Below are 20,320 nucleotides of genomic sequence, written 5' to 3'. Positions count from 1 at the left end.
ATACAACCTAAAACTCGTAGCGTAGCTTAACGCGTTTCGCAAAATCGCTACTTTGCAGCCAGGACAGTTCTTCCGGCGTTATATTAAGAAGCGTAGCCTGACCCACAGTAATACGTTGCAAGAGCTGACGTTGCCACGCTTCCAAAGGTGAGTTCTTCAAACACAATTCCGCTTCTTTTTGAGCCTCTAGATTATCTTGTAATTCATTTAACGTAGCGTTTTCACGTCTGGCAAATATGAGTCGCGATCGGAGCTTTGAAGGCACCGCCCCTGGGCAAAGATTGTTCGTTACCTCCAATGCTTGCTGTGTTTCTATAACCTTAGAATCTTGACTGAACCACTCTGCATGATGCTTAATTTCTTCAGAGAATTTTTTGTTGAATCTCTTTAAGTCAGTTCCCAAAGTGTTTTTTGCTCCGACTTGTTGTCTCTGATAGGCCACCTTCCCAACCTTCAACACTTCGCGTACGTCCTGTAATAATTGCGCATCAAGACATTCCAAATGCAAAGGTAGTAATTTCTGACGCAGGCGCAAAATGCGTATTTGCTGCAAAATGCATTCAAAGCCAGCTGCTACAAACTGCTCACGCCTTTTCCGATCCTCTAGTTTGTCCTTGTCTGCATCTGCTTCTGCCCAACGCCCAGCCAGTTCAGCCGTCTTCTGCAAAGCCTCCGTAATCATAGCGTCAATGCCTCCTCCAGCGCGTCAATATCCGTCAAAGCGTCCTCTACCTCCTTCAACACTTTTTCCTTATCCTTAAGCAATGGACTCACATACCCTACCGGTGCTGGTGGCTCACCAGGCATAGCTGCAGCCGCTCTTTTTAGACCATCCTTAACAAGGTCGACCAGTTCTATTAATGGTTGCACATCTGCCAATGGTGCTCTTGCCAACTGCGGCAAGCTCTCTTGCAGTGGTGCCTCCGCAATAGCTTTTACCACCTGACGCAGGGCTGAAGTTATGCTCTCAGCATTTTCTTTCACTTTTTTTCGCTTTTCTTTGGTGATCTTAGAGAAGCAGTTCTGTTTATTCGCCTGAATCAAGGCCTGATTACATTCATCCAAGCGAATAGAAAAGTCTTCCAATACCCCTGCCTCGAAATACTCTAAATCCGCCTCGTTCAAATCAAATGCCTCAAAAACAGGACTGAGTTTTTCCCGCAGGAAATTTTGCTCTTCCCTAATTACTTTTGGTAGCGTTTCAGCCAGATGAGCAGCAGGAACCATCGGTTTTCTACGGGCCCCAATGACTTCTTCCTTGGCCAGTTGTCCAGCTTCCTCTAATAAATAGCCATGCGGTGCCAAGTAATCCAAACATTTCTGTAATGCGTCTAAGTTCAAGAAAGTCTTAGTGGATGGCTTACGGCTCTGCACAATATTGAAGTAATCATGTGCGATTTTCAAAGCATCTTCTGTCTCGGGGCGCTTCAAATACGAGAGCAATCCCTGCCACGCACGACAATGCCCGCTGCCAGATTGTGGTAACACAATATTATCCGCCCAAAGATGCTCTGCCAAAGTTTCAGGATTAGCATCACCACCAGCCAACATGCGGCAACAAACGGCTACGCTAATCGCACAAGCCGCATAAGCATTCACGCCTCCAATTTGTGGTGAACTATTTTTTACTGCCTGCACTACCCCAGCCTTGATAGTATAAAGCCACATACTAGCTGCATAAAAGGATTCCTCGGCCCCTTCAAATGACCAAGAACGTCGTCCTAGATAACGCCATTGCAACAAACAGTTTATTATTTGGTAAGTAGGCAGTTTAGCAGGCAATTCATAGAAGCCCTTCCCCCGACTGCAACGTTCAATATAAATTAACTGATTCGGAGCACCAGACTTTTCACCAACAATCTTATTGAGATTATCGAATGAAACCCCTTCCTCCTGCCAATTAATTGTACTACACAGAAAGTCACTCAAATCGTTACGAATAAGGTTTCGATCATCGCTCAACTGTCCACCACTAAGCCATTGTTCCAAATTAAGACGCTGCTTCTCATAATTCTCATATGCGATCTCATCAGGCGTTTTACTATTAGCTAAAAGGGTATTCTTATCCACCTCTTGTTGTAACTCTAGCAAAGTTTCAGGTGGATTTGTATCAATTGTAGTATCGATAGTCGTAACATCTTCCAGGCCGCGTAGTACTGGAAATCCCAATTCCTGATAAATAGGCATGGGGATGCCAGCCAAGATGGCAACTCCATGGCTTTCTGTCTGACTTGCTGTGCCGTCGCCCCAAATACATATAAATCGATTCAGCCGATCCTGTTCTCCCTCTTCGCATTGTTGAATAATATGTATGCGTTCCTTAGCACTGCGCCACTGCAAATTGGGTGCTGTGCCAGTATATACAGGTGGAAAAGCCTTTGATTCACCTTGCAATACACACTGTACTGTTGTACGCAAGATATCCGTAAGAAAATAGCGTGGAGTCCTCTGCCCTTCCGGCATCCCAGCAACTAAATGCTTTAAGGCTTGCACTGTAAAAGGATAAAGTGAAAGTGCCACCCCATTTGACAAAGTATATGTCGGCCAATAATTCGTTTCTGTACGCTTATGAAGAGGTAATTGTCCATCTTCTGCTCCGCTCTCTGCCCAAGCATCAAGAACATTCGCTGGTAAGCTCATAGCATTCAAATAACGAGCTGCCAACTCAACCAATGTATTATCTTGCCCGACTGTAAGTGCTGTATCCTCAATGTAAATCTCCTCAGTCACACGGTTCCTAAAGTTATCACGAAATTCTCCATAAAACTCCGTTGTTGTGCCTACCAAGGAAGAAAGACGACAAAGCTCTTGCCCTGACAAATTCGCTGTACCTGTATGTTCATTTATCAAAACATTCAATAGTGATTCATTAACGCCTGTGAAAGCAGTAATATCCTCAATCAATAGAGTTAGATTTTTCCCATGCCGGAAAAGTTCATGCCGTATCTCTGCAAAGATACTTTCAAAGTCGCCAGGATGAACCCCCGCTGCTTCCTGAATAACCGATTCAATAAACTGATTCAGATAGTCGGCGGTTTTAACAGGCAAATCCTGCTCATCATGTAGATCGTAAGCATAATCAATAGCTTTCTGATCTGAGCCTGCGCTATCTAGTCGTTCTAAAAATTCATCTGTAATTTGAAAATCCCCTGCCTTGAATCGGGCTGGTTCCTCATTAAATCCTTTAAGTTTTCCATCCGTTGCTACACGCCTGTAAATACGCTCTACTGGCGTATTCACGTCCATCGGTTGCAAAAGATATTGATCGAAGAACACTTGATCTGAAAGCAAACTAAGCAAATGTTTCTTCTGAATACGTTTGAGCTTATCTGTCAGGCCACTAACAATATCAGTCTGTACTTTTGCTAACATGGCATGATATAATCGAATTTTTAATTCCTGCGGATTTATGTCCGTGCCTGCTGCTGCCAAACGCTCATACGCATCACGATGTGGCAAGTCACGTGTTTCCTGCCTATCCAACAACTGGCGGATAGCCCCCTTAAGGCTATTATCACTACGACGAATAAATATAACAGCTTCATTTTCTCGTGGCTGTGCTTGAAACTTAGTGTATAACCAACGAATCAGATGTGACTTACCTGCGCCATTAGCTCCTTGCACAACGATGAACTGATGACGCTCGCCAGGCTCACGGACATATTGCTGCCAAATCTCATCCTCCGAGATAGTCTCAAAATCCTGACTAAGTCCGCCACCGTGTTTAATTTTGATATGGCGGAATGGGACATGTGTAGCCAAGAAGTCAGCCTTGGAACTGGAAGTAGTATCTACCTTGATAACCTCGGGTAGACGCCCTGATATTATTTCCTTATTCATGCGACACCTCCTGGCAAGCTAATGTGGCTAATAGTCGATGGCATAGTATGACCGGTCATCTCAGGCAATTCCCAATACTCTTTGGCGTCTGGCATATGACGCCCAACAATCTTCCCTCTATCATGTAAGCTGCGCAAACCATTGGCCATTCCCAAACAAAATTTACGTCCTTCACCTTCTATAGGCAAAGCTACCGTAAGAAAAGGCTGCAGTATATCCAGAAACTCTGTCATTGTATAATCTCCTGCATCCAGCTTAGCATTTTGGATAGCATCAGATAAGAAAACATACATATTTGGCAAAAAGCTAAATCCATTTTCTGCTTCATGCACCAAGCCTAAGCCCAAAAATGAAGCCCAGAAACGCCATCCACGCATATTGTCAGGAATGTGTTCCATATTGACATGATTAGCCAAGTAATTACGAAATCTTTGCGAAGTGGTAAAATTTTCTCCTACCATTTCTCTGGTTTCATGGCTATCATAAATTCTTAACATAACCGCAGAAATCCGGCCGAATAGGTCTTCACTCTCACGCAAAGCTCTGGCATTACACCAACATCGAAATTTCTTCATAGAAGTTAATGCCAGCCCGGAGCGAGCAGTATCTGTCAACACTATTTCGTTACGATTATCTTCTAAAAGCTCTAGCTCAATAGCTACTCTAATGACTGGGGCAAGCATATCTCCATCCGTTGGTAGAGGACAAAACTTTTTCTTAGCTTCATCTCTTGTACAATTTCCCTTCTCAGCCAGACGACAGAGCTCATAAACACGAACAGGCGTAGCATAAGCACTAATAGCATTCTTGAACATAGTATGCTCCTTTCATATAGGCAAAGCCTTCTCATCATAAACAGGGCCTGTAATGTGTTCTGTCAAGCGACGCCCGGTTCCAGGAACTAGACAATCAGCATAAAGTAAATGTAATGCCCGCCACCCCGGTACGCGTTGCAAAAGATTACGAGTCATAAGCAATGCCTGTGGTAGATTTTCTGCCGTGTTATTATACAATATCAAGAAACATCCGGACAAATAACCACTACAGTCCAGCCCCCCTTCTGCTAGGAGACGCAGTTCATTCCTATCTAAAATAAATAGATGATTATTAGCTTTCATTAAAGGCCAAAGCGTATCTGACAATAGATCTCCTAATGATGTACGGAAATCGTCCATCAACACTAACGCTCTGCAATTTTTAGCTAAGCGAGCAGCTGTCTCCCAATAATGCTTTGGCGCAGTAATAAGTGCTTCACGTTGCCCTTGCAACAAGTTAGCAACAGTATCTTTTGGTAAGTATTCTCTCTGTGCCAGTACGTTCTGACGTAAGGGTAGCCCCTGATTAGGATAATATTTTCGCACCTGCCGATGCTTATCACATCCTGTACAACAAGCATCAGCCATATCATAAGTAGCAGTAAACAAATCAGACCAACAGCGTTTACCAATCCTTGCTAATGTTGTTGCCATTTTCTGGTACTTGTTCTTATGATATAGAACTTCTTGCTCACGTATATTTTCCAATTCAGCCGTGGTCACCTGTAAATTAAGCAGGCATGAATCCAAGATTCGTACCCAAATACGATAAGCAGTTCTCCTGACCAAAGAAAAGCGATGAACATCCAACGGTTCCACATGCTCTATTCTAAGCAAACGCTGACGTTCCAAAAGCAACAATGTGCGAATATTCCATTGTACATGTAAATCATTTGTTGTTTTATTCTGAGCGTAAGCTGGCACAAGTAATGTATTGAGCCCATAAATGACATCGCCCTCAGTTTCGCCCTTTTTCGCCTTGCCAAACATTGTCAGCCACCGACCACATAAATGTTCTACCGTTATGGCCTTCCCTTCAGCGAAACCGGCCGCGCCATCTTTACCAGTAAGATCATTATCCTCATCGTTACCAAGATTTACACACATTACCGCCAAGCAATAATTTCCATCCCGACCACCACGACCAACTTCCTGATAGTAGGCGTTAGGACTTTCCGGCACATAGGCATGAAGTACGGTACGTATATCATTCTTATCTACTCCCATGCCAAAAGCTGATGTAGCCACCAGAAAATCCAATCGATTTTCCTGCCAATCATTAATAATCGATGATCGTTCCTTCCCCGTTGTATCACCCGTGAACGTACGCACATACCGATAGCCATTTTCACGAAGGCTCTCAGCCAAACATTCTGCCTCACACGGACGCCGTACATAGACGATTAACGGACGTGGCAGTAAATCACACAACCTTTGCACTGACTTCTTCTTATCTTCCCCATCCTCACAGCGGATTACGTTAAAAAGTGGTTCAGCACGCAAGGCATCACAACGCACCTCCAGCCAGTGTTCACCATCTGGTGCAAACATATCACGTAATAAATCAGTCTCTTCATGATCAAAGGTAGCTGATAACAGGTATGTTCTTAGGCTAGAGGATATTTCACGCAGTGCTTTTTGATTAGTCTTTAAGAGTTGGTAATCTGGGCGAAAAGATGCGCCCCACTCCAAGAGCATATGCGCCTCATCCACTACAATATTCTGTAAATATCCATCTTCAGCTGCGTTTCTTATATCCTGATAAAAACTTCCTAACATCGATTCAGGCGAAAGGAAAATCAAACGAGCACGCTGTTCCATTAGACTCCCATAAAGCCTAGAGAACTCCTCGTCAGGCATATCCGAATAATAACAAAGAATCTCATCCTCTCCAGCCGCCTGCAACGCGCTATAAGCAGAACGTACCTGATCCAAAGCTAGTGAGACTGTTGGTACTACAGCAATAGTCAGACCAGGTTTCTGATACGCAATAGCCTGCGTAATAAGACTTTTACCAGAACCTGTTGGTAAGCAAAATAAGCCCGTATCCCCCTCCTGCATAGTAAGTGCCGCTTCCATAGCCAGCTGCTGTGATAAGCCATTGTAAGCTTTATAACCTGTCAAATAACGAATATCAGGTGATGTAAGCAAGCAAAATTCCTGGTTATCTTCAGCTGAAGCTTTTAGGTGCTGAAAGACGCAATCGACAAAAGCAGCATTGAGCCGTTCATCCTTATATTGGTTAGAAATTCCCCAGCCATCTTTACCATAACTGACTAAACCAAAACGATGACAAACCTCCTCACTAACCCACTTTTCCGGCAAGACAGCTGGTTGTTGTTCATAACCAAGAAAACTTCTAAAAGAAGCATAAAAATCTGCCGTGGGTGAACAATTGTCAACTGGGAAACGAGCCATCAAGCGTTCACAAACGGCCTCACCATAACGATCATTTTTGTTTCTATAAAAATCCTGTCTTGAATGCAAATATTCTAGAAAGCTCATTTTTCAGTCTCCATCCAAACATAGACTAATGAATCCAGTTGCGCATTCGACTCTTTCAGTGCTTGTATCAGCGCTTGAGTACATTCCTCCGCCGTGTGATTACCATACCCTTGCCCTTCTTCTCTGACCTTCTCTACTGCCTCATCAATACGTGATTTATTCCTCAAATCACGGTTAGCTTTTTTATGTGCCTCCGACGCAACCTGCTGCACCCATGTTGCTGCAGGAAAATGCTGCTGCATCCATTGTGCATTAGTGAAATGCCTAGCAGCAGCCTCAGGAATTGCCTTGACCTTATCCCTCCTGCCAAGATGCACTAGCAAGTTATTATCATCAAGCATAACTTCAGGCTGCAAACAATGTCTGAAAGTTGCTTGCACATTTGGACTAGCTTCTGGAAAGCCAGGCAATGGCCAAAAAACCGTCTTTATCTCACAACACAAGAAAGGTACATAAGGACGACAGAGTGTATCCGGCAGCCCCTGTTCATAAAGCACTTCATAATGCGGTCTCAATGCATAGGAAAAAACCAATCCCTGCCAGTCTTCCTCACCTTTCAAGCGAAATGCAGAACAGCGCCCACGATAAGAATCCAAGGCATTAACCGTGATACAATCAAATACGGGGTCTCCTGGAGCAAAGAAATGCACAGAATCCATTTGCAGAGCCAAGTTACGGTCAAAAGTCCCTACCAGAGCAGGCCGTTCACTACGCATGCGCATCGCACTCACAGGCTTGCTCATAACGGCAGTTTGTATCTTAAACAAGGCCTGAGCCCGCTCATCCTGGTAGTATTCTCCCCATTCCGGTGGTAAAAGCATAGTCTGCCATGCCGACTTGGACGAAAAGTTTTCTGGTCTAAATCGGAGCAATTCACCTTGTTGATGCTCTGTACGGAAGCCTGCCATAGCAGCCCAACTGCCCATCGCATCTGCAAACAGTTTCCCACCTTGGCGGCTATATTCATTTACCAAGCGTCTGACCTGTCTATCCAGCCCATTAAAAAGAAATTTATTCAAATCATAGTTCCGTTCCTCTTGCAATGCCTTAGCTAGATTTCTGGCTTTTTCTTTGACTTGAGGTAAAATATCCCGCAATCCTCTCTCCGGATCGCTTTCCCAAGCACTTGTCAACATCTCGCGCAATTCACCCATAATGATTTCCATACCGCTCAGCGGCTTCTCGAAAACATGAAGCCCCTCCTGGAAAATATGGAACAAATCTTCTTCTATCGTCCTAGTTGCATACGGCACAATAGAAATAATCGGCTCTTCGCTTTGTCTGCCAAGACGATCCAGACGACCAATACGTTGCTCTATGACTGCAGCATCGTATGGCAAATCCAAATGTACGGCATAATCAGCCATCTGAAAATTATGTCCTTCGCCGCCTGAAGAATCTGCTAGCAAAAACTGGCAGAACTCGTCACTCTGAAAACGGAAGACATTACGCTCACGCTCTTCTGCCGGACTGTCGGCACTATATAATGCCACACACTCCTCACCAAAAAATACCTCCAAACAATGCCGGTAAGCTTCCCAGGTCGCTTCGAACTCTGTGAAGAGCACAACTTTATGTCTGCCAACAGCCTTATCCAGACACTTCAGCACAACACAAATTCTAGATGCTGGACCATTCTCCTCATCATCCATTGCTTTGACAATATCATCACAGACAAGCTGTTCATATTGCAACCACTGTCTTGCTCGTGTCCGTAACTCCTTTGACGATCCGCACTCAATAGGAAAAACTTTTTTAGTAATAAATGCATCCAGGGCAAACGCCGAACTGAAGCAAGCTGACACTAACGGTATCCCAAACTCGACTAACTTGGCAGGATTGTTGTTCGAAACTAATTTTTCCAAACATTCAGCTACAGCCTGAAATATTTCTCGCTCATAAGGATTTTTTGTATCACAATCATACGGCAGAGGAATTAATTTACGTTTTGCCTCTTTCCCACCTTTCATAGCGCGGCGATTACGAATAATATGGGCATCCAATTGATAGTGATCAGATATATAGCCTAGCATTTGTGCCAAATTACTTAAGCCCAAGGGGTCAACACTATTCTCTGGCGACCCTTTTTCCGGCAATTTCTCTAATAATTCCTGCCACGTACTTATTTGACCTGCTATATATTCATCTTCTGGCAATTCACCCTGCAACTTGTGCAAGCGGTTCAACAATACATCCGCTTCATCTGCCACATCTTCATCACTCCAAGGAGCATCCGCTTCCTGTACTGCGTTTTGCACACTTTTTAATGAACGACCAACATTAAAAGCAGCCCTTTCTATACGAGCTTGTCTAGTTACTCTATTATCAAACTCATTTTCCGGAATCGCAGCATATTCTTCAGGTTCCAAAAGGCACAAGAGCCTTAAATACTCCTTAGCACGTGCTTGAATCGGTGTAGCACTTAATAAAAGAACATTATCGACCCTATGACTAAGTGCCTGTAGAGTTTTGTACATATGGCTGTCCTGCAAAGCATGATGGACCTCATCGGCGACCAAAAAATCCCATTTTTCCTGAAGACATTCGCCAACCTTTTCACTAGGCATCAGTACCAAATGATATTTTTGACTACTTTCACTTAGATCAAATTTGAAAAGCATCTCCAGCCGCCACTGTGCACATAGGTGTTCTGGCACCAACAGTAAAATACGACAGTGCGGGTGCGCATCCACAAACAAGCGCAATACTCCCAACGCCTCAATGGTCTTGCCCATACCAACTTCATCAGCGAGCAATATTCGGCAAGGATCGTGCAACATACAGCGTCTAATAGTCAACATCTGGTGAGGCAGAATATCGATCTTACAGCCTGCCAATCTGCCAAATCCGTTCAATGAGCCATTCAATAAACTGATTGCACGTCTCACAATGGTTCTTCCCACATACCAACGCGGGTTCTGCCATTCACCTTGCAACATCTGAATCAGCGGAGATATTTCCGAAGCAACAAACGGCAACTGTATTTTTGTCTCTGAAGCTGATATCACAGCATGATCCTCTTCCCGATCAAGGAAATATGTCATAACTCTTTTTTCTTTATCATACTGATAGCTTAGAACTCGAACTAGCTGATTATTGTATATAGCCCTTGCTCCCCGACAGGCACCACATTGGATAACACAATCTACCGTTACCCTTAACTTTGCAGGTATATCAGGGAAATATCTGGCATACTTGAAAGGGTCATGCAAAATAACAGTAAGAAGTCCACCGGCAACTTCCATAGATGCAATCTGACCAAGAAGGAAAAATCGTGGATCTTCCGCATGCTCTCTATCATATGGAACTCTAACATACATCCCTACACTTAATCTCTCCATACTAAGTGCCCTCCGCCCAAAGACTCATCCCTATGAATCTACTTTCATTAAAATCATATCCTCAATGTATCAACATATCAGCATATCTGACTTAACAGCTATAAGGAAGATATGCTGTTCTCCGACTGGAAATACATCAAGGTCTACCACTTTTACATTTGCTCTTCCCGTTAAATCGCTATTACCTTCATGCACAGAAGTAACATTTCACCTTCCCATATCATGCACTACCGGGGCGTCCTCATAAGAAAACAGCTTTTTCTGTTTTTCAATCAGCTTCTCGTATTGACATGTTCAGCTGATTGACCTTCTGATTCTCGTTCGCTAATAAAGAGAATGTACTTGGTTTTACCGATATACGAAACCTATTCTTTGATTTTTCTAGTTCTATCAAAATTGTATTATATATGCGCTCTACATCCTCACTTGTATATTCATAGGAACTGGTGTTTGACAAATTCCCCAACAAGTTGATCATATTGATTATCTTATTGGTTCTGGCATCGGCTAAACGAATGAATCTGTCTCTTTTACTTTCTTTCTTTCCCATCATCCGCACCTCATCTACACAGTTATTTGATAATTAAATTATACTGTTGTTTGCCAGTATAGTCAATGAGAATATATATATATTCCCCATATTTAGCATTTAGCTATAATATTTGTTATATATTATTATTTTAAAAGTCTGATATTTAGACTTTTCTAGTTTTTTAGCCATTTTACTGTATACTGTGGGCACGGCTTGAAGCCAACTTAAGAATTTTAGGGCACTCCGTCTTTGCAAATATCCGGATAATCCCTGAACTAATTAGCAATGTCTGGCACTGGTATATCATAAATGGATACGATCAGTTTGCTGATACCCTGATGGTAATAACCGTAACTTACGGGACATGGCGCAGGTTTGATCTTGTTACATTGTGGGATACAGCCCCAAAAAAGGCGGCCTATTCCTCTTTTCTTAACAACGCCGAGCAACATAAGGAAACGCCGGGACAAACATAGTTCCCGGCCTTTTAGGCGTGCAAGTAATTGCCCCTATAACAGACAGTAAACGTCATTATAGGGGAACATTGTCAATTGCCTCGTCAATCGGATAATACTTGTCTTTATTGTGAGCATGTGTTTAGGTGTCATCGGAAAATACGGGCGCAAAGACATTACATACCATTACAAACTATTTCAGATGTTAATTATTAACATCCTTATCGATTTAGGATTACGTCTTGATTCCATTTGTGGCATATGGATAACTCTACATCTCCTCAGGCCCCACACTTCAAGTGACTCAAAGTAGTTTCTCCATATGTATGTGCGGGCAATGCTCGTCCATATATACATTCCCTTTGGCCTGGAATCCTAAAGCCTCATAAAAGCCTTTCGCTTGAACCTGCGCCGATAGCGATATTTTAGATGCTCCCGTATCCTTAAGGTGCTGGATGGCCATTTCCAGAATTCGCCGTCCCATAGACTGCCCCCGAGAGGCTTTTCGCACAGCCATGCGACCAATAATATATTCACCTTTTTCTTCTCCCGGGAAGAACCTACAGCAGCCGACTGCATCGGCATCGTTATAGAGCGTCATATGCGTTGCAATATTGTCGATATCATCAAATTCATTTTCAAAGCCCTGCTCAGATACAAACACTTCCTGACGGATTTTTTCCTCATCCTCAATCAAGTGCTCTAAAAATTCAGCGTGTAACATGTTGCCCTCCTGTTATCTCTAAGTTCTGCCAATCTCCGTATAAATCATGCCATGCTTGCCGCGTTCTGACCGCATTAGGGAAATATGTTCTATAACCATTTCCCCCTGCGGTGGCTCAACCTCAGGCAAGATAGTCCTGCCATGAAAGATTGCCTTGCGAACCACTGTAATATGCGGATAAAACCGTTTGCGGTCATAGGGGATTTTGTGCTCAACCAGAGCCCTGCGCAATCTCTTGACATAATTTTCAAGACCAGCGTTTTGTTCTATCCCGGCCCAATATAACTCTCCAAAATTTCCCATACCATGGAGTTTCATGGTCATAGGCTCAAACGGGACCGATTCAATAACGTCCATGACCGCATCTGGCGCCCCGTAATCTCCAATAAAGGCCAGCGTTAAATGCAAATTTTCCCATACAGCAAAATAGCCTTCCACGCTGGAAGCTTTTAATCGTGACTGAAAAGCCTCCAGAGCCTTTATCATAGGGGCTGGAAACTGAATGCTTATAAAAAGTCTCATGAATTTTCAACCACCTTATCCGGATACAGTGGGATTACATTGATTACCGGCTCTTCGTAAGGATGAACCTCACGAATTGCTTTTAATGTCCCCTGCAGAGCCTCCTCTTGGATGTTGACCTCTACTTTTATTTCTGGAGCTTCGCTAATTTCATTACAGGTTCCAATATATGGATGACTTCCCTGCAAAGGCCGCCAGGTTCCCGTCACACGACTATACGCCAGACAACTGTCATAGTTTCCGATTTTTCCAGCCCCGACTGACTGCAAAGCCTGCCGTAAGTTAGCAAGATGTGTTTCCGGTATGAAAATCTCCAGCTTTAACTTGGATACGTTTATGATTTGTTAATCCTGTACGGGCAGCCCAAATTCCTGTCTTAGTGCCCGATAGCGTGCTTGTTCCTTGTCTTTGACCGGCTTGGTCAGATCATTGAATGTGTGATGCATGACATCAGCATCCTTCAGCACTTCATCCCATGGCTCATCTTTCAGCAGCTTATCATCATGATGGTATATAGCCGAGCAAATGCAATCAATTTCCTTGGGAGTGGCCAAGGCATTTCTCAGGCTGTGGTTTCCGCCAAGTTCTGGCATACTGTCGCAGTACATCATCATCGGCCAACACTGAATTCCTGTGACAAATGTCTTGAAACGTCTGATAAAACTCGCCATACTCCTGCGGCTTTTCCCGGCTGTCCAACCGATAATTCCATTCCACCGCCTCACCTAAGGCACTGGCAGAAAGATTGGACGATCCGATAAACAGGCAGCTATGCGTACGCAAATGGATGAAATATGCCTTGGGATGAAAGCTTTTTCCTTCACCTTTATACAAGCGCAGTTCTGCCTTATCCCCTAAATAGCTGCGCAATAGATACAGTGCCTGTGGCTCTGTAAGGTTGAAATCCGTCCCCGTAAGCAAGGTTATAGCAGCGCCTCTCTGCGCGGCTGCCAGCAAAGCAGGCAATAGCAGCCGCACGCCGGATTCCCTCGTATAAGCTACCATGATATCGATGCGCTCAGCCTCAGCCATGAATCGTTCTAAAGCCGGAAGAAGCTGCCGCCCGCACTCGCCGGTAAATACGGCCGTGGAGGTTTCCGTTGTCGTCATGGATGCTTTTTGCACAATATATTCAGCCATTTTTCCGCCGACCGCCCTTCCCGTACATCTGCCGTTACCCACATCTTGATTGTTTTCCATATGGTCATGTCTTGAACTAAATCCTGCCAGCGTTCTTCTGTCATATCCGTGAAATAACGGCCATTGCGCATACCAGCAAAATCCCCATATTTGAATGAGGCATAGAAAATCCCGCCCCGATGCAGGCTAAGGGCCAGCTTTTCCAAGACCAGCTGCAAATCGTTCCATGGCAGATGCAGCAAAGATGCACACGCCCATATGCCGGCATACGCATTGATTTCCGCAAAATCCAGAAAAGACTGCCGTACGACCTCTTGCCCAATATAGGTTTCCGCCAGCATTGCTAACTGCTCTGCTCCATCCAAGGCCGTCACCGGATAACCACAGGACAGGAAATAACGGCTGTCCCGCCCGGCACCGCAGCCAAAATCCAAGATATGACCGCCCGCCGGAATATAGCTCAGAAACGCCTGTTGTATGTGGTGAAAATCCACCTGCTGCGTATTCTCCGCGAATTTTTGCGCATTGTCATTGTAGTATTGTAATGTCAGTTCCTGCTCAAATGACATGACCATCACTCCCTGCTTCCATTTTAGAGTTTTATGGCTAAATCAGGTTCTCATTTGCCGTTATTCGCATAAAATACTACGTTAAAAAGCCGTTGACCGGTCAATTTGACCAGTCAACGGCTCCAAACGTCAAAAAAGCTTATAATTCTGCCAAACGCTTTTCCAGCACCTCAACGCCATGTCTTACGCAATCGTCGCAGGAGCAGAGCATCTTGCCCGTCTTGATGCCTTTGAGGTCGCCGCAGATGGTGGCGCCGGACATTTCTTTGAATTCCTGCATCATATCTTTGGCAATCATCTTGCTGGGTTTGTCGGATTTATTGAGCATACCCAGCGCCATGACAGCTCCACAGAATGCACCGCAGGTGCCTTCCATGCCGCCCATGCCGCTGCCGAAGCCGGAGCTTACAGCCATAAGTTCTTCCTTGCTCTTGCCCAGTTCAGGAGCAAAGGCCAGCAATACTGCCTGAGCACAGTTGCATTTACGCTTGTATTCCACGGCCTGTTCTGCTCTCGTCGTATTTTCCATTTTTTTCCTCCTAAAATATAATGCATATCTAACGTACATTTCCTAAATGTACATAGGTCAGCTTCTCTTGTGCGATATTCTGAAACTCGTAAAGTTTTTCCAGCGAAGTTGCCGGTTCATCATAGTGGTAACGGGGAAAGTAACGTGACAGATGCAGGGGGATATCTGCACGAATTGCGGCCAGCCAATCCACCTCCGCCCTGAATTCTGCGCTATCGTCACTTATTCCCGGCACCACCAAAGTCGTCACTTCCACATGCACGCCGGCATGGACGGCCATCTCGATGGTACGTTTTGCCGCAGCCAGACTGCCGCCCAAGCGTTCATAGGCTTCAGCCGCAAACGTCTTGAGGTCGATATTCATGGCATCCACATAGGGGAGCAAGGCCTGCAAGGGTTCGGCCTCAATCTGGCCGTTAGTCACCAGCACCACTTTTTGGCCTGCCTGCTGCAAGCGGGGCGCCACATCCAGCAGATATTCATAGCTTAAAAGCGGCTCATTATAGGTAAAGGCCACACCGATACTGCCGTGTTTCATGGTTGTTTCCTGCGCGAGCTCCACCAATTGTTCCGGGCTGAGCTGTCCGCGCACTTCCTCGGCTCCGCCTTGAGAAATCGTATAGTTCTGACAGAAGCAGCAGGCCATGTTGCAGCCAAAGGACCCCAGCGACAGGATGGCGCTGCCCGGATGAAAATGATACAGGGGCTTTTTTTCGATGGGATCAAGGGCCAGAGACGTGACCTGACCATAGTTCAGGCTCTGTATCCTGCCCTCCTGATTGCGCCGCGTACGGCAAAAGCCCAATTGCCCCTCGCCCAGCTGGCAATGGTGCGGGCACAAGCTGCATTCTACCTTACTCATGTCTCGTCACCGTAAAGCGCCAAAGCTTCACGGCCTCCTGTGGGCCGATATTGCCCTTGCGCCGGGCGATATCCACCTGCTGTGCCACCGTATCCACACCATTTAAATCCGGCAACAGCAGCCCTCGCCTGTTCCCAGCCTCGACAATCACGCCATAGCGTTTGACATCGAGTTCTGCCTCACTGGCAATCGGCTCCGGCACAGACAGCACATCCACATCATAGACCAGATCTCCTAATTCCGCCTCGGTCACCGGCGAAAAACGGGGATCTCCCGTCCCGGCCGACACGGCATTATAAAGGATTTCCTCGGCCAAATTGTTCCGCGTCGGCAGGATTGTGCCGATGCAGCCGCGCAGCTGGCCATCTTTCTTGAGGCTGACAAAGGCACCGGCTTTTTGACCGGTCAATTCTGCAGGCAGCTCATCCGGCAGCGGCGCGCGTTTGCCGTTTCGCACATAGTATTCCAACGAATAACGGGCCAAAGCCAGATACGCATCCTCGCGCTCACGCCGCTTCTCCATCTCTGCCCTATGCAACTCTGCCGCCTGTTCTCCGATATTGCGCTGTTCGTCATGATTTGATAGGTCAAAGGTCGCCACGGCATAGCCCACGCCGAAAGGCCCTTCCTGTGCCAGAAGCTTTGCCTCCACCTGATGCCGGTCCAAAGCACCGGCCATGATCCAGAAGGAGCGCAGGCCGCACTCTGCCGCCGAATCCGCCAGTTCTGCCGGTGTGGTCAAAAGCTGCAGGAAATCCCCTGTCCTGAAGCACGCACCCATGCGTTCATCGAAGACCGGTCCGGCAGGATCAAAACCATAAGGGCCATCGGCCTTGAGCTTATGGGACAGGTCGCCACTGGCCACGAGCACGACACGCCGGTCAAGGTCGCGCGCCGTCTGAGCAATCAGCACCCCCAATGCGTAATGGTTGTCCCGGGACAATCCCGACAGGCCAATGCGGACGATTTTACCTGTAAAGCCCGCCTTTTGCAGGAAATACAAGGGAATCATCGTGCCGTGGTCAAGGCCGCCGTCCTGTTTGCCCAGAGTGCCCGCAGGCAATTTGATTTTATCTGCCATTTTTGCCAAATGCTGGACGAAATCCATATCATAAGCCGCCCGAAAACTCAGCTCCGGATGACCAAAGGCCGCAAAACTCCCCTGCGCCCCGGGGCCTGAGGAAATCTGCAGATAATCGGCATACATTTTCGCATGAGGGCTGGTAATCACAATGGTTTCGGGTTCTTTCGCCACCGCCCAGGCCGCCGCCTCCTGATAAGCGTCAATCGTCGCCTGAATCCCCTGCTCTTCACCGCGCCCAATCTCAGGTATGATGAGCGGCGGGTGCGGTACTACACAAGTTCCTGACAATGCCATAGCCTACACCTCGTTTTTCATAAACATAGGGAAATACACTATCCATCAAGTAAATTCTATCATTCACCCTGTCATTGCGCAATGAATTATGTTATACTTTGTTTTTGATTACGGATGAAGGGAGCCTTCCTATGTTTATTTACCAAAAACTGCGCCAGAATCCGGATTTATCCGTGGCGCTTGTTTTTGCCTTATTGACCAGTTTTATTGCCCCGCCGAGTCTGGCAGAAATCGGCCAGCGCATCAATATCCCCCTGCTCGGGCTGCTGCTTTTCCTGATGTGCATCGTGGCCGGCCTGCGGCTCAGCGGTTTCTTTGCGGCGATCTTCCAGCAGCTCTTCAAAGGCAGTGCCTCCGGGCGGCCTTTGGGGCGGTTCTTTATCTTCAGCTGCTATTTCAGTTCGATGCTGATCACCAACGATGTGGCTTTGATCATCTTCGTGCCGCTGGCCATCATGGTCTTTACCGAAGCCCGGCGCATCCGGCTCATCGTGCCCACAGTCTGCTGGCAGACCATTGCAGCCAACCTTGGCAGCATGCTCACGCCGATTGGCAATCCGCAAAATCTCTTTATCTACTCCCATTATGGCTTGGAACCGGCAGAATTCCTTGCCATTACGGCGCCCATTGTGCTGCTGAGCGGCGCAGCCATCTATCTGGCCACCTTTATGCTGCCGGACGTCGATGTGCCGCTGCCTGCCCGCAAAGACGCCGGTCTGCCCTGGAAAAAGATCCTGCCATTGCTCGTGCTCTTCGGCCTCTGTCTGCTCCATGTGGTGCATCTGCTGAGCTTTCCCGTGCTGGCAGCCATTGTCCTGCCCGGACTGGCCCTGCTGAACCGTCACCTGTTCAAGGAAGCGGATTATAAACTACTCCTGCTCTTTGCCCTGCTCTTCATCGGCGTGGGCAATCTGAGCCATATTGAATTTTTCCAAAGCTGGCCAGCAAAAATGCTCGCAGGACATGAGTTCTGGGTATCCCTGCTGCTAAGTCAGCTGCTGAGCAACGTTCCTGCTACGGTGCTTTTGGCCAGCTACACCGATGCCTATACGCCCCTGCTTTTGGGTGTGAATATCGGCGGCCTTGGCACCATCATCGCCTCCATGGCCAGCGTGATCTCCTTCAAGGCCTATCTGCAGACGCGCTTCAGTATGCCCGGTTATTACCTGCTGACCTTCACTGGCAGCAATCTGGCCGTACTGGCCCTGCTGCTTGGTTATTATTATCTCTATATTGCCAGGTGACCGGCCACGCCAAAAAGCCTCTCCCTGACGGAAAGGCTTTTTTTGCTGCCTGCTTTCCTTAAGCGGGCATTCTCGTGTATAATGATAGGGTAAAATTATAAGAGGAGCTGATTCTTTTGCATATCGAATATATCACTTTGCTTGCCGTACTGTTGCTCAGTTACGTAGGCCATAATATGACTGTGGTCTATGCCACGGCAATCGTTTTGGGATTGAAGGTGCTGGGGCTGACTTCGGCGCTGAATGCGCTGGGTTCACAAGGCTTGAACTGGGGCATCATCATTTTGACTGCCGCCATCCTCGTGCCTATTGCCAACGGCACCATCACCATCCAGACCATGCTTGATGCCTTCCGCACGCATGCCGGCATCATCGCCATCGTGGCCGGTCTGCTGGCCGCTATTGCCGGCGGCGGTGGGGTGGAACTCCTAAAGAACACGCCGGATGTGATTCCGGCGCTGATTATCGGCACGATGGCTGGCGTGCTCTTATTCCATGGTGTAGCAGTCGGCCCGCTAATCGCTGGCGGCCTGACCTATTTCATTCTCTGGCTGATGAAGTCCTTCAGCTGATCAAAGGCTGTTGCGGAAAGCGGCATTGCCCATGCAATAAGTCGTACAGATGGCCACCGCCAAAGCATCGGCGGTATCATCGGGCTTGGGCGGCTCGGGCAGGTGCAGGAGCTTGGTCACCATGTAGATGACCTGCTTCTTGTCGGCCTTGCCGTAGCCCGTAACATCCTGCTTGATCTGCATCGGCGTGCGCTCCACGATGGGAATATTGTTCTTGGCTGCTGCGAGCAGCACGACACCGCGAGCCTGTCCGACGGGAATGGCCGTGGTGACATTGCGGTTGAAGAAGAGTTTTTCAATGCCCATGATATCGGGCTTGTACTCCTTCATCAACGCATCCAGTTCATCGTAAATCTTGACCAGCCGGTCCTCCATGCGCATCTTGGGCGAGGTGAACACCGAGCCATACTTGATGGGAATCAAGCGGCTGCCACGGGATTCCACCAGGCCGAAGCCGCAGATGGCGGTGCCAGGGTCAATTCCTAGTGCTAACATAAAAATCCTCTCTAATAGTAAAAAAGCCTTCCCTCTTGGGGAAGGCTTTTTTTTTAGTCTTCGTCGGTTTCGTAGTTGCTGTATACGTTCTGGACGTCGTCGTTGTCTTCCAGCGCATCTTCCAGCTTCTGCATCTTTTCGGCATCTTCGCCGGAAAGTTTTACCGTGTTTTCCGGAACCATGGTGATTTCAGCGGAAGCAGTCTCGATACCCTTCTCGGCCAGAGCAGCTTCGATCGCATCGAAAGCATCCGGCTCAGCAGTGATTTCGAATACATCGCCTTCGTCCTTCATGTCATCGGCGCCAGCTTCGAGCACGATTTCCATGAGTTCGTCTTCGTTGTCGAACACTTCTTTTTCCACCACGAAGATGGCCTTCTTGTTGAACATCCAGCCTACGCAGCCGTCCTGACCGAGGTTGCCGCCGAACTTGGAAAACAGGTGGCGCACATCAGCAGCCGTACGGTTGCGGTTATCCGTGAGGATATCCAGCATGACAGCCGTACCAGCCGGGCCGTAACCTTCGTAAGTGAGTTCTTCGTAGTTGCTGCCCTCAGAAGCACCGAGGCCCTTCTGGATGGCGCGGTTGATGTTGTCCTTCGGAATGTTGTTGGCCTTGGCCTTGGAAAGAGCCAGCTTCAGACGCATATTACCCGTCGGATCGCCGCCGCCCATGCGTACGGCAATGGTGATCTCACGGCCGATTTTCGTGGTGATACGGCCACGGATGGCGTCGTTGGCACCCTTCTTACGTTTGATATTGGCCCATTTAGAATGTCCTGACATGCAAAATTCGCT

General features: G+C 47.0%; 18 protein-coding genes. 2 read left to right on the top strand and 16 right to left on the bottom strand.

The genetic code is table 11. From position 1 onward, the window contains the following. Positions 1 to 7: 7 nt before the first annotated feature. From SELR_RS05480 to amrA, 14 genes are all read right to left on the bottom strand, one after another. On the bottom strand, positions 8 to 682 hold the full coding sequence (locus SELR_RS05480; RefSeq protein ID WP_014424212.1) for a hypothetical protein: 675 nt from the start codon (positions 680 to 682) through the stop codon (positions 8 to 10). Continuing rightward, the gene (locus SELR_RS05475) at positions 679 to 3,840 is read right to left on the bottom strand and encodes a P-loop NTPase family protein (protein WP_014424211.1); all 3,162 of its coding nucleotides are present in this window, start codon (positions 3,838 to 3,840) and stop codon (positions 679 to 681) included. Before SELR_RS05475 ends, SELR_RS05480 begins: the two co-directional genes overlap by 4 nt. Further along, positions 3,837 to 4,655, bottom strand: a complete 819-nt coding sequence (locus SELR_RS05470) for a hypothetical protein (RefSeq protein WP_014424210.1) — start codon at positions 4,653 to 4,655, stop codon at positions 3,837 to 3,839. Before SELR_RS05470 ends, SELR_RS05475 begins: the two co-directional genes overlap by 4 nt. Positions 4,656 to 4,667: 12 nt before the next feature. Next, positions 4,668 to 7,160: a DEAD/DEAH box helicase gene (locus tag SELR_RS05465; protein WP_014424209.1), complete on the bottom strand. Its 2,493-nt coding sequence runs from the start codon at positions 7,158 to 7,160 to the stop codon at positions 4,668 to 4,670. Continuing rightward, positions 7,157 to 10,501, bottom strand: a complete 3,345-nt coding sequence (locus tag SELR_RS05460; RefSeq protein ID WP_014424208.1) for an SNF2-related protein — start codon at positions 10,499 to 10,501, stop codon at positions 7,157 to 7,159. The genes SELR_RS05465 and SELR_RS05460 overlap by 4 nt, the downstream gene beginning before the upstream one ends. Positions 10,502 to 11,792: 1,291 nt before the next feature. Continuing rightward, positions 11,793 to 12,212, bottom strand: coding sequence for a GNAT family N-acetyltransferase (locus SELR_RS05450; protein WP_014424206.1), 420 nt, complete (start codon positions 12,210 to 12,212; stop codon positions 11,793 to 11,795). Between the two features lie 18 nt (positions 12,213 to 12,230). After that, entirely contained in the window at positions 12,231 to 12,734 is a 504-nt protein-coding gene (thpR, locus tag SELR_RS05445) for an RNA 2',3'-cyclic phosphodiesterase (protein WP_014424205.1), read from the bottom strand. Further along, positions 12,731 to 13,075, bottom strand: a complete 345-nt coding sequence (locus SELR_RS19210) for a YqfO family protein (protein ID WP_041914278.1) — start codon at positions 13,073 to 13,075, stop codon at positions 12,731 to 12,733. The genes thpR and SELR_RS19210 overlap by 4 nt, the downstream gene beginning before the upstream one ends. Before the next feature lie 3 nt (positions 13,076 to 13,078). Beyond that, a complete protein-coding gene (locus tag SELR_RS05435) occupies positions 13,079 to 13,288 on the bottom strand; it encodes a hypothetical protein (protein WP_014424203.1) in 210 nt (69 codons plus the stop codon). Further along, the gene (locus SELR_RS05430; RefSeq protein ID WP_014424202.1) at positions 13,266 to 13,874 is read right to left on the bottom strand and encodes a phospholipase D-like domain-containing protein; all 609 of its coding nucleotides are present in this window, start codon (positions 13,872 to 13,874) and stop codon (positions 13,266 to 13,268) included. Before SELR_RS05430 ends, SELR_RS05435 begins: the two co-directional genes overlap by 23 nt. Beyond that, positions 13,841 to 14,443, bottom strand: a complete 603-nt coding sequence (locus SELR_RS05425; protein ID WP_102013459.1) for a class I SAM-dependent methyltransferase — start codon at positions 14,441 to 14,443, stop codon at positions 13,841 to 13,843. Before SELR_RS05425 ends, SELR_RS05430 begins: the two co-directional genes overlap by 34 nt. A 139-nt stretch (positions 14,444 to 14,582) precedes the next feature. Beyond that, positions 14,583 to 14,972 carry a C-GCAxxG-C-C family protein gene (locus SELR_RS05420; RefSeq protein WP_014424200.1) on the bottom strand — a complete coding sequence of 130 codons (390 nt, stop codon included), beginning with the start codon at positions 14,970 to 14,972 and terminating at the stop codon, positions 14,583 to 14,585. Positions 14,973 to 15,000: 28 nt separating this feature from the next. Then, the gene (gene amrS / locus SELR_RS05415; RefSeq protein ID WP_014424199.1) at positions 15,001 to 15,834 is read right to left on the bottom strand and encodes an AmmeMemoRadiSam system radical SAM enzyme; all 834 of its coding nucleotides are present in this window, start codon (positions 15,832 to 15,834) and stop codon (positions 15,001 to 15,003) included. Further along, entirely contained in the window at positions 15,827 to 17,212 is a 1,386-nt protein-coding gene (amrA, locus tag SELR_RS05410; protein ID WP_014424198.1) for an AmmeMemoRadiSam system protein A, read from the bottom strand. Before amrA ends, amrS begins: the two co-directional genes overlap by 8 nt. A gap of 131 nt (positions 17,213 to 17,343) precedes the next feature. Between amrA and SELR_RS05405 the strand changes: the two genes are divergently transcribed. Further along, on the top strand, positions 17,344 to 18,456 hold the full coding sequence (locus SELR_RS05405) for an SLC13 family permease (RefSeq protein WP_014424197.1): 1,113 nt from the start codon (positions 17,344 to 17,346) through the stop codon (positions 18,454 to 18,456). Between the two features lie 116 nt (positions 18,457 to 18,572). After that, complete coding sequence (locus SELR_RS05400) at positions 18,573 to 19,028, top strand: DUF441 domain-containing protein (RefSeq protein WP_014424196.1); 456 nt, start codon at positions 18,573 to 18,575, stop codon at positions 19,026 to 19,028. Here SELR_RS05400 and ruvC read toward each other — a convergent pair whose 3' ends face one another. Together ruvC and SELR_RS05390 are read right to left on the bottom strand one after the other, a co-directional pair. Beyond that, the gene (ruvC, locus tag SELR_RS05395; protein WP_014424195.1) at positions 19,029 to 19,523 is read right to left on the bottom strand and encodes a crossover junction endodeoxyribonuclease RuvC; all 495 of its coding nucleotides are present in this window, start codon (positions 19,521 to 19,523) and stop codon (positions 19,029 to 19,031) included. It lies immediately after the preceding gene. Positions 19,524 to 19,576: 53 nt separating this feature from the next. Next, positions 19,577 to 20,308: a YebC/PmpR family DNA-binding transcriptional regulator gene (locus tag SELR_RS05390; protein WP_014424194.1), complete on the bottom strand. Its 732-nt coding sequence runs from the start codon at positions 20,306 to 20,308 to the stop codon at positions 19,577 to 19,579. Positions 20,309 to 20,320: the final 12 nt, after the last annotated feature.

The organism is Selenomonas ruminantium subsp. lactilytica TAM6421 (genome assembly GCF_000284095.1).
GTDB lineage: Bacteria > Bacillota > Negativicutes > Selenomonadales > Selenomonadaceae > Selenomonas_A > Selenomonas_A lactilytica.
The sequence above is the reverse complement of the archived record's forward strand: the minus strand, read 5'-3'. Positions and strand labels throughout refer to the sequence as shown.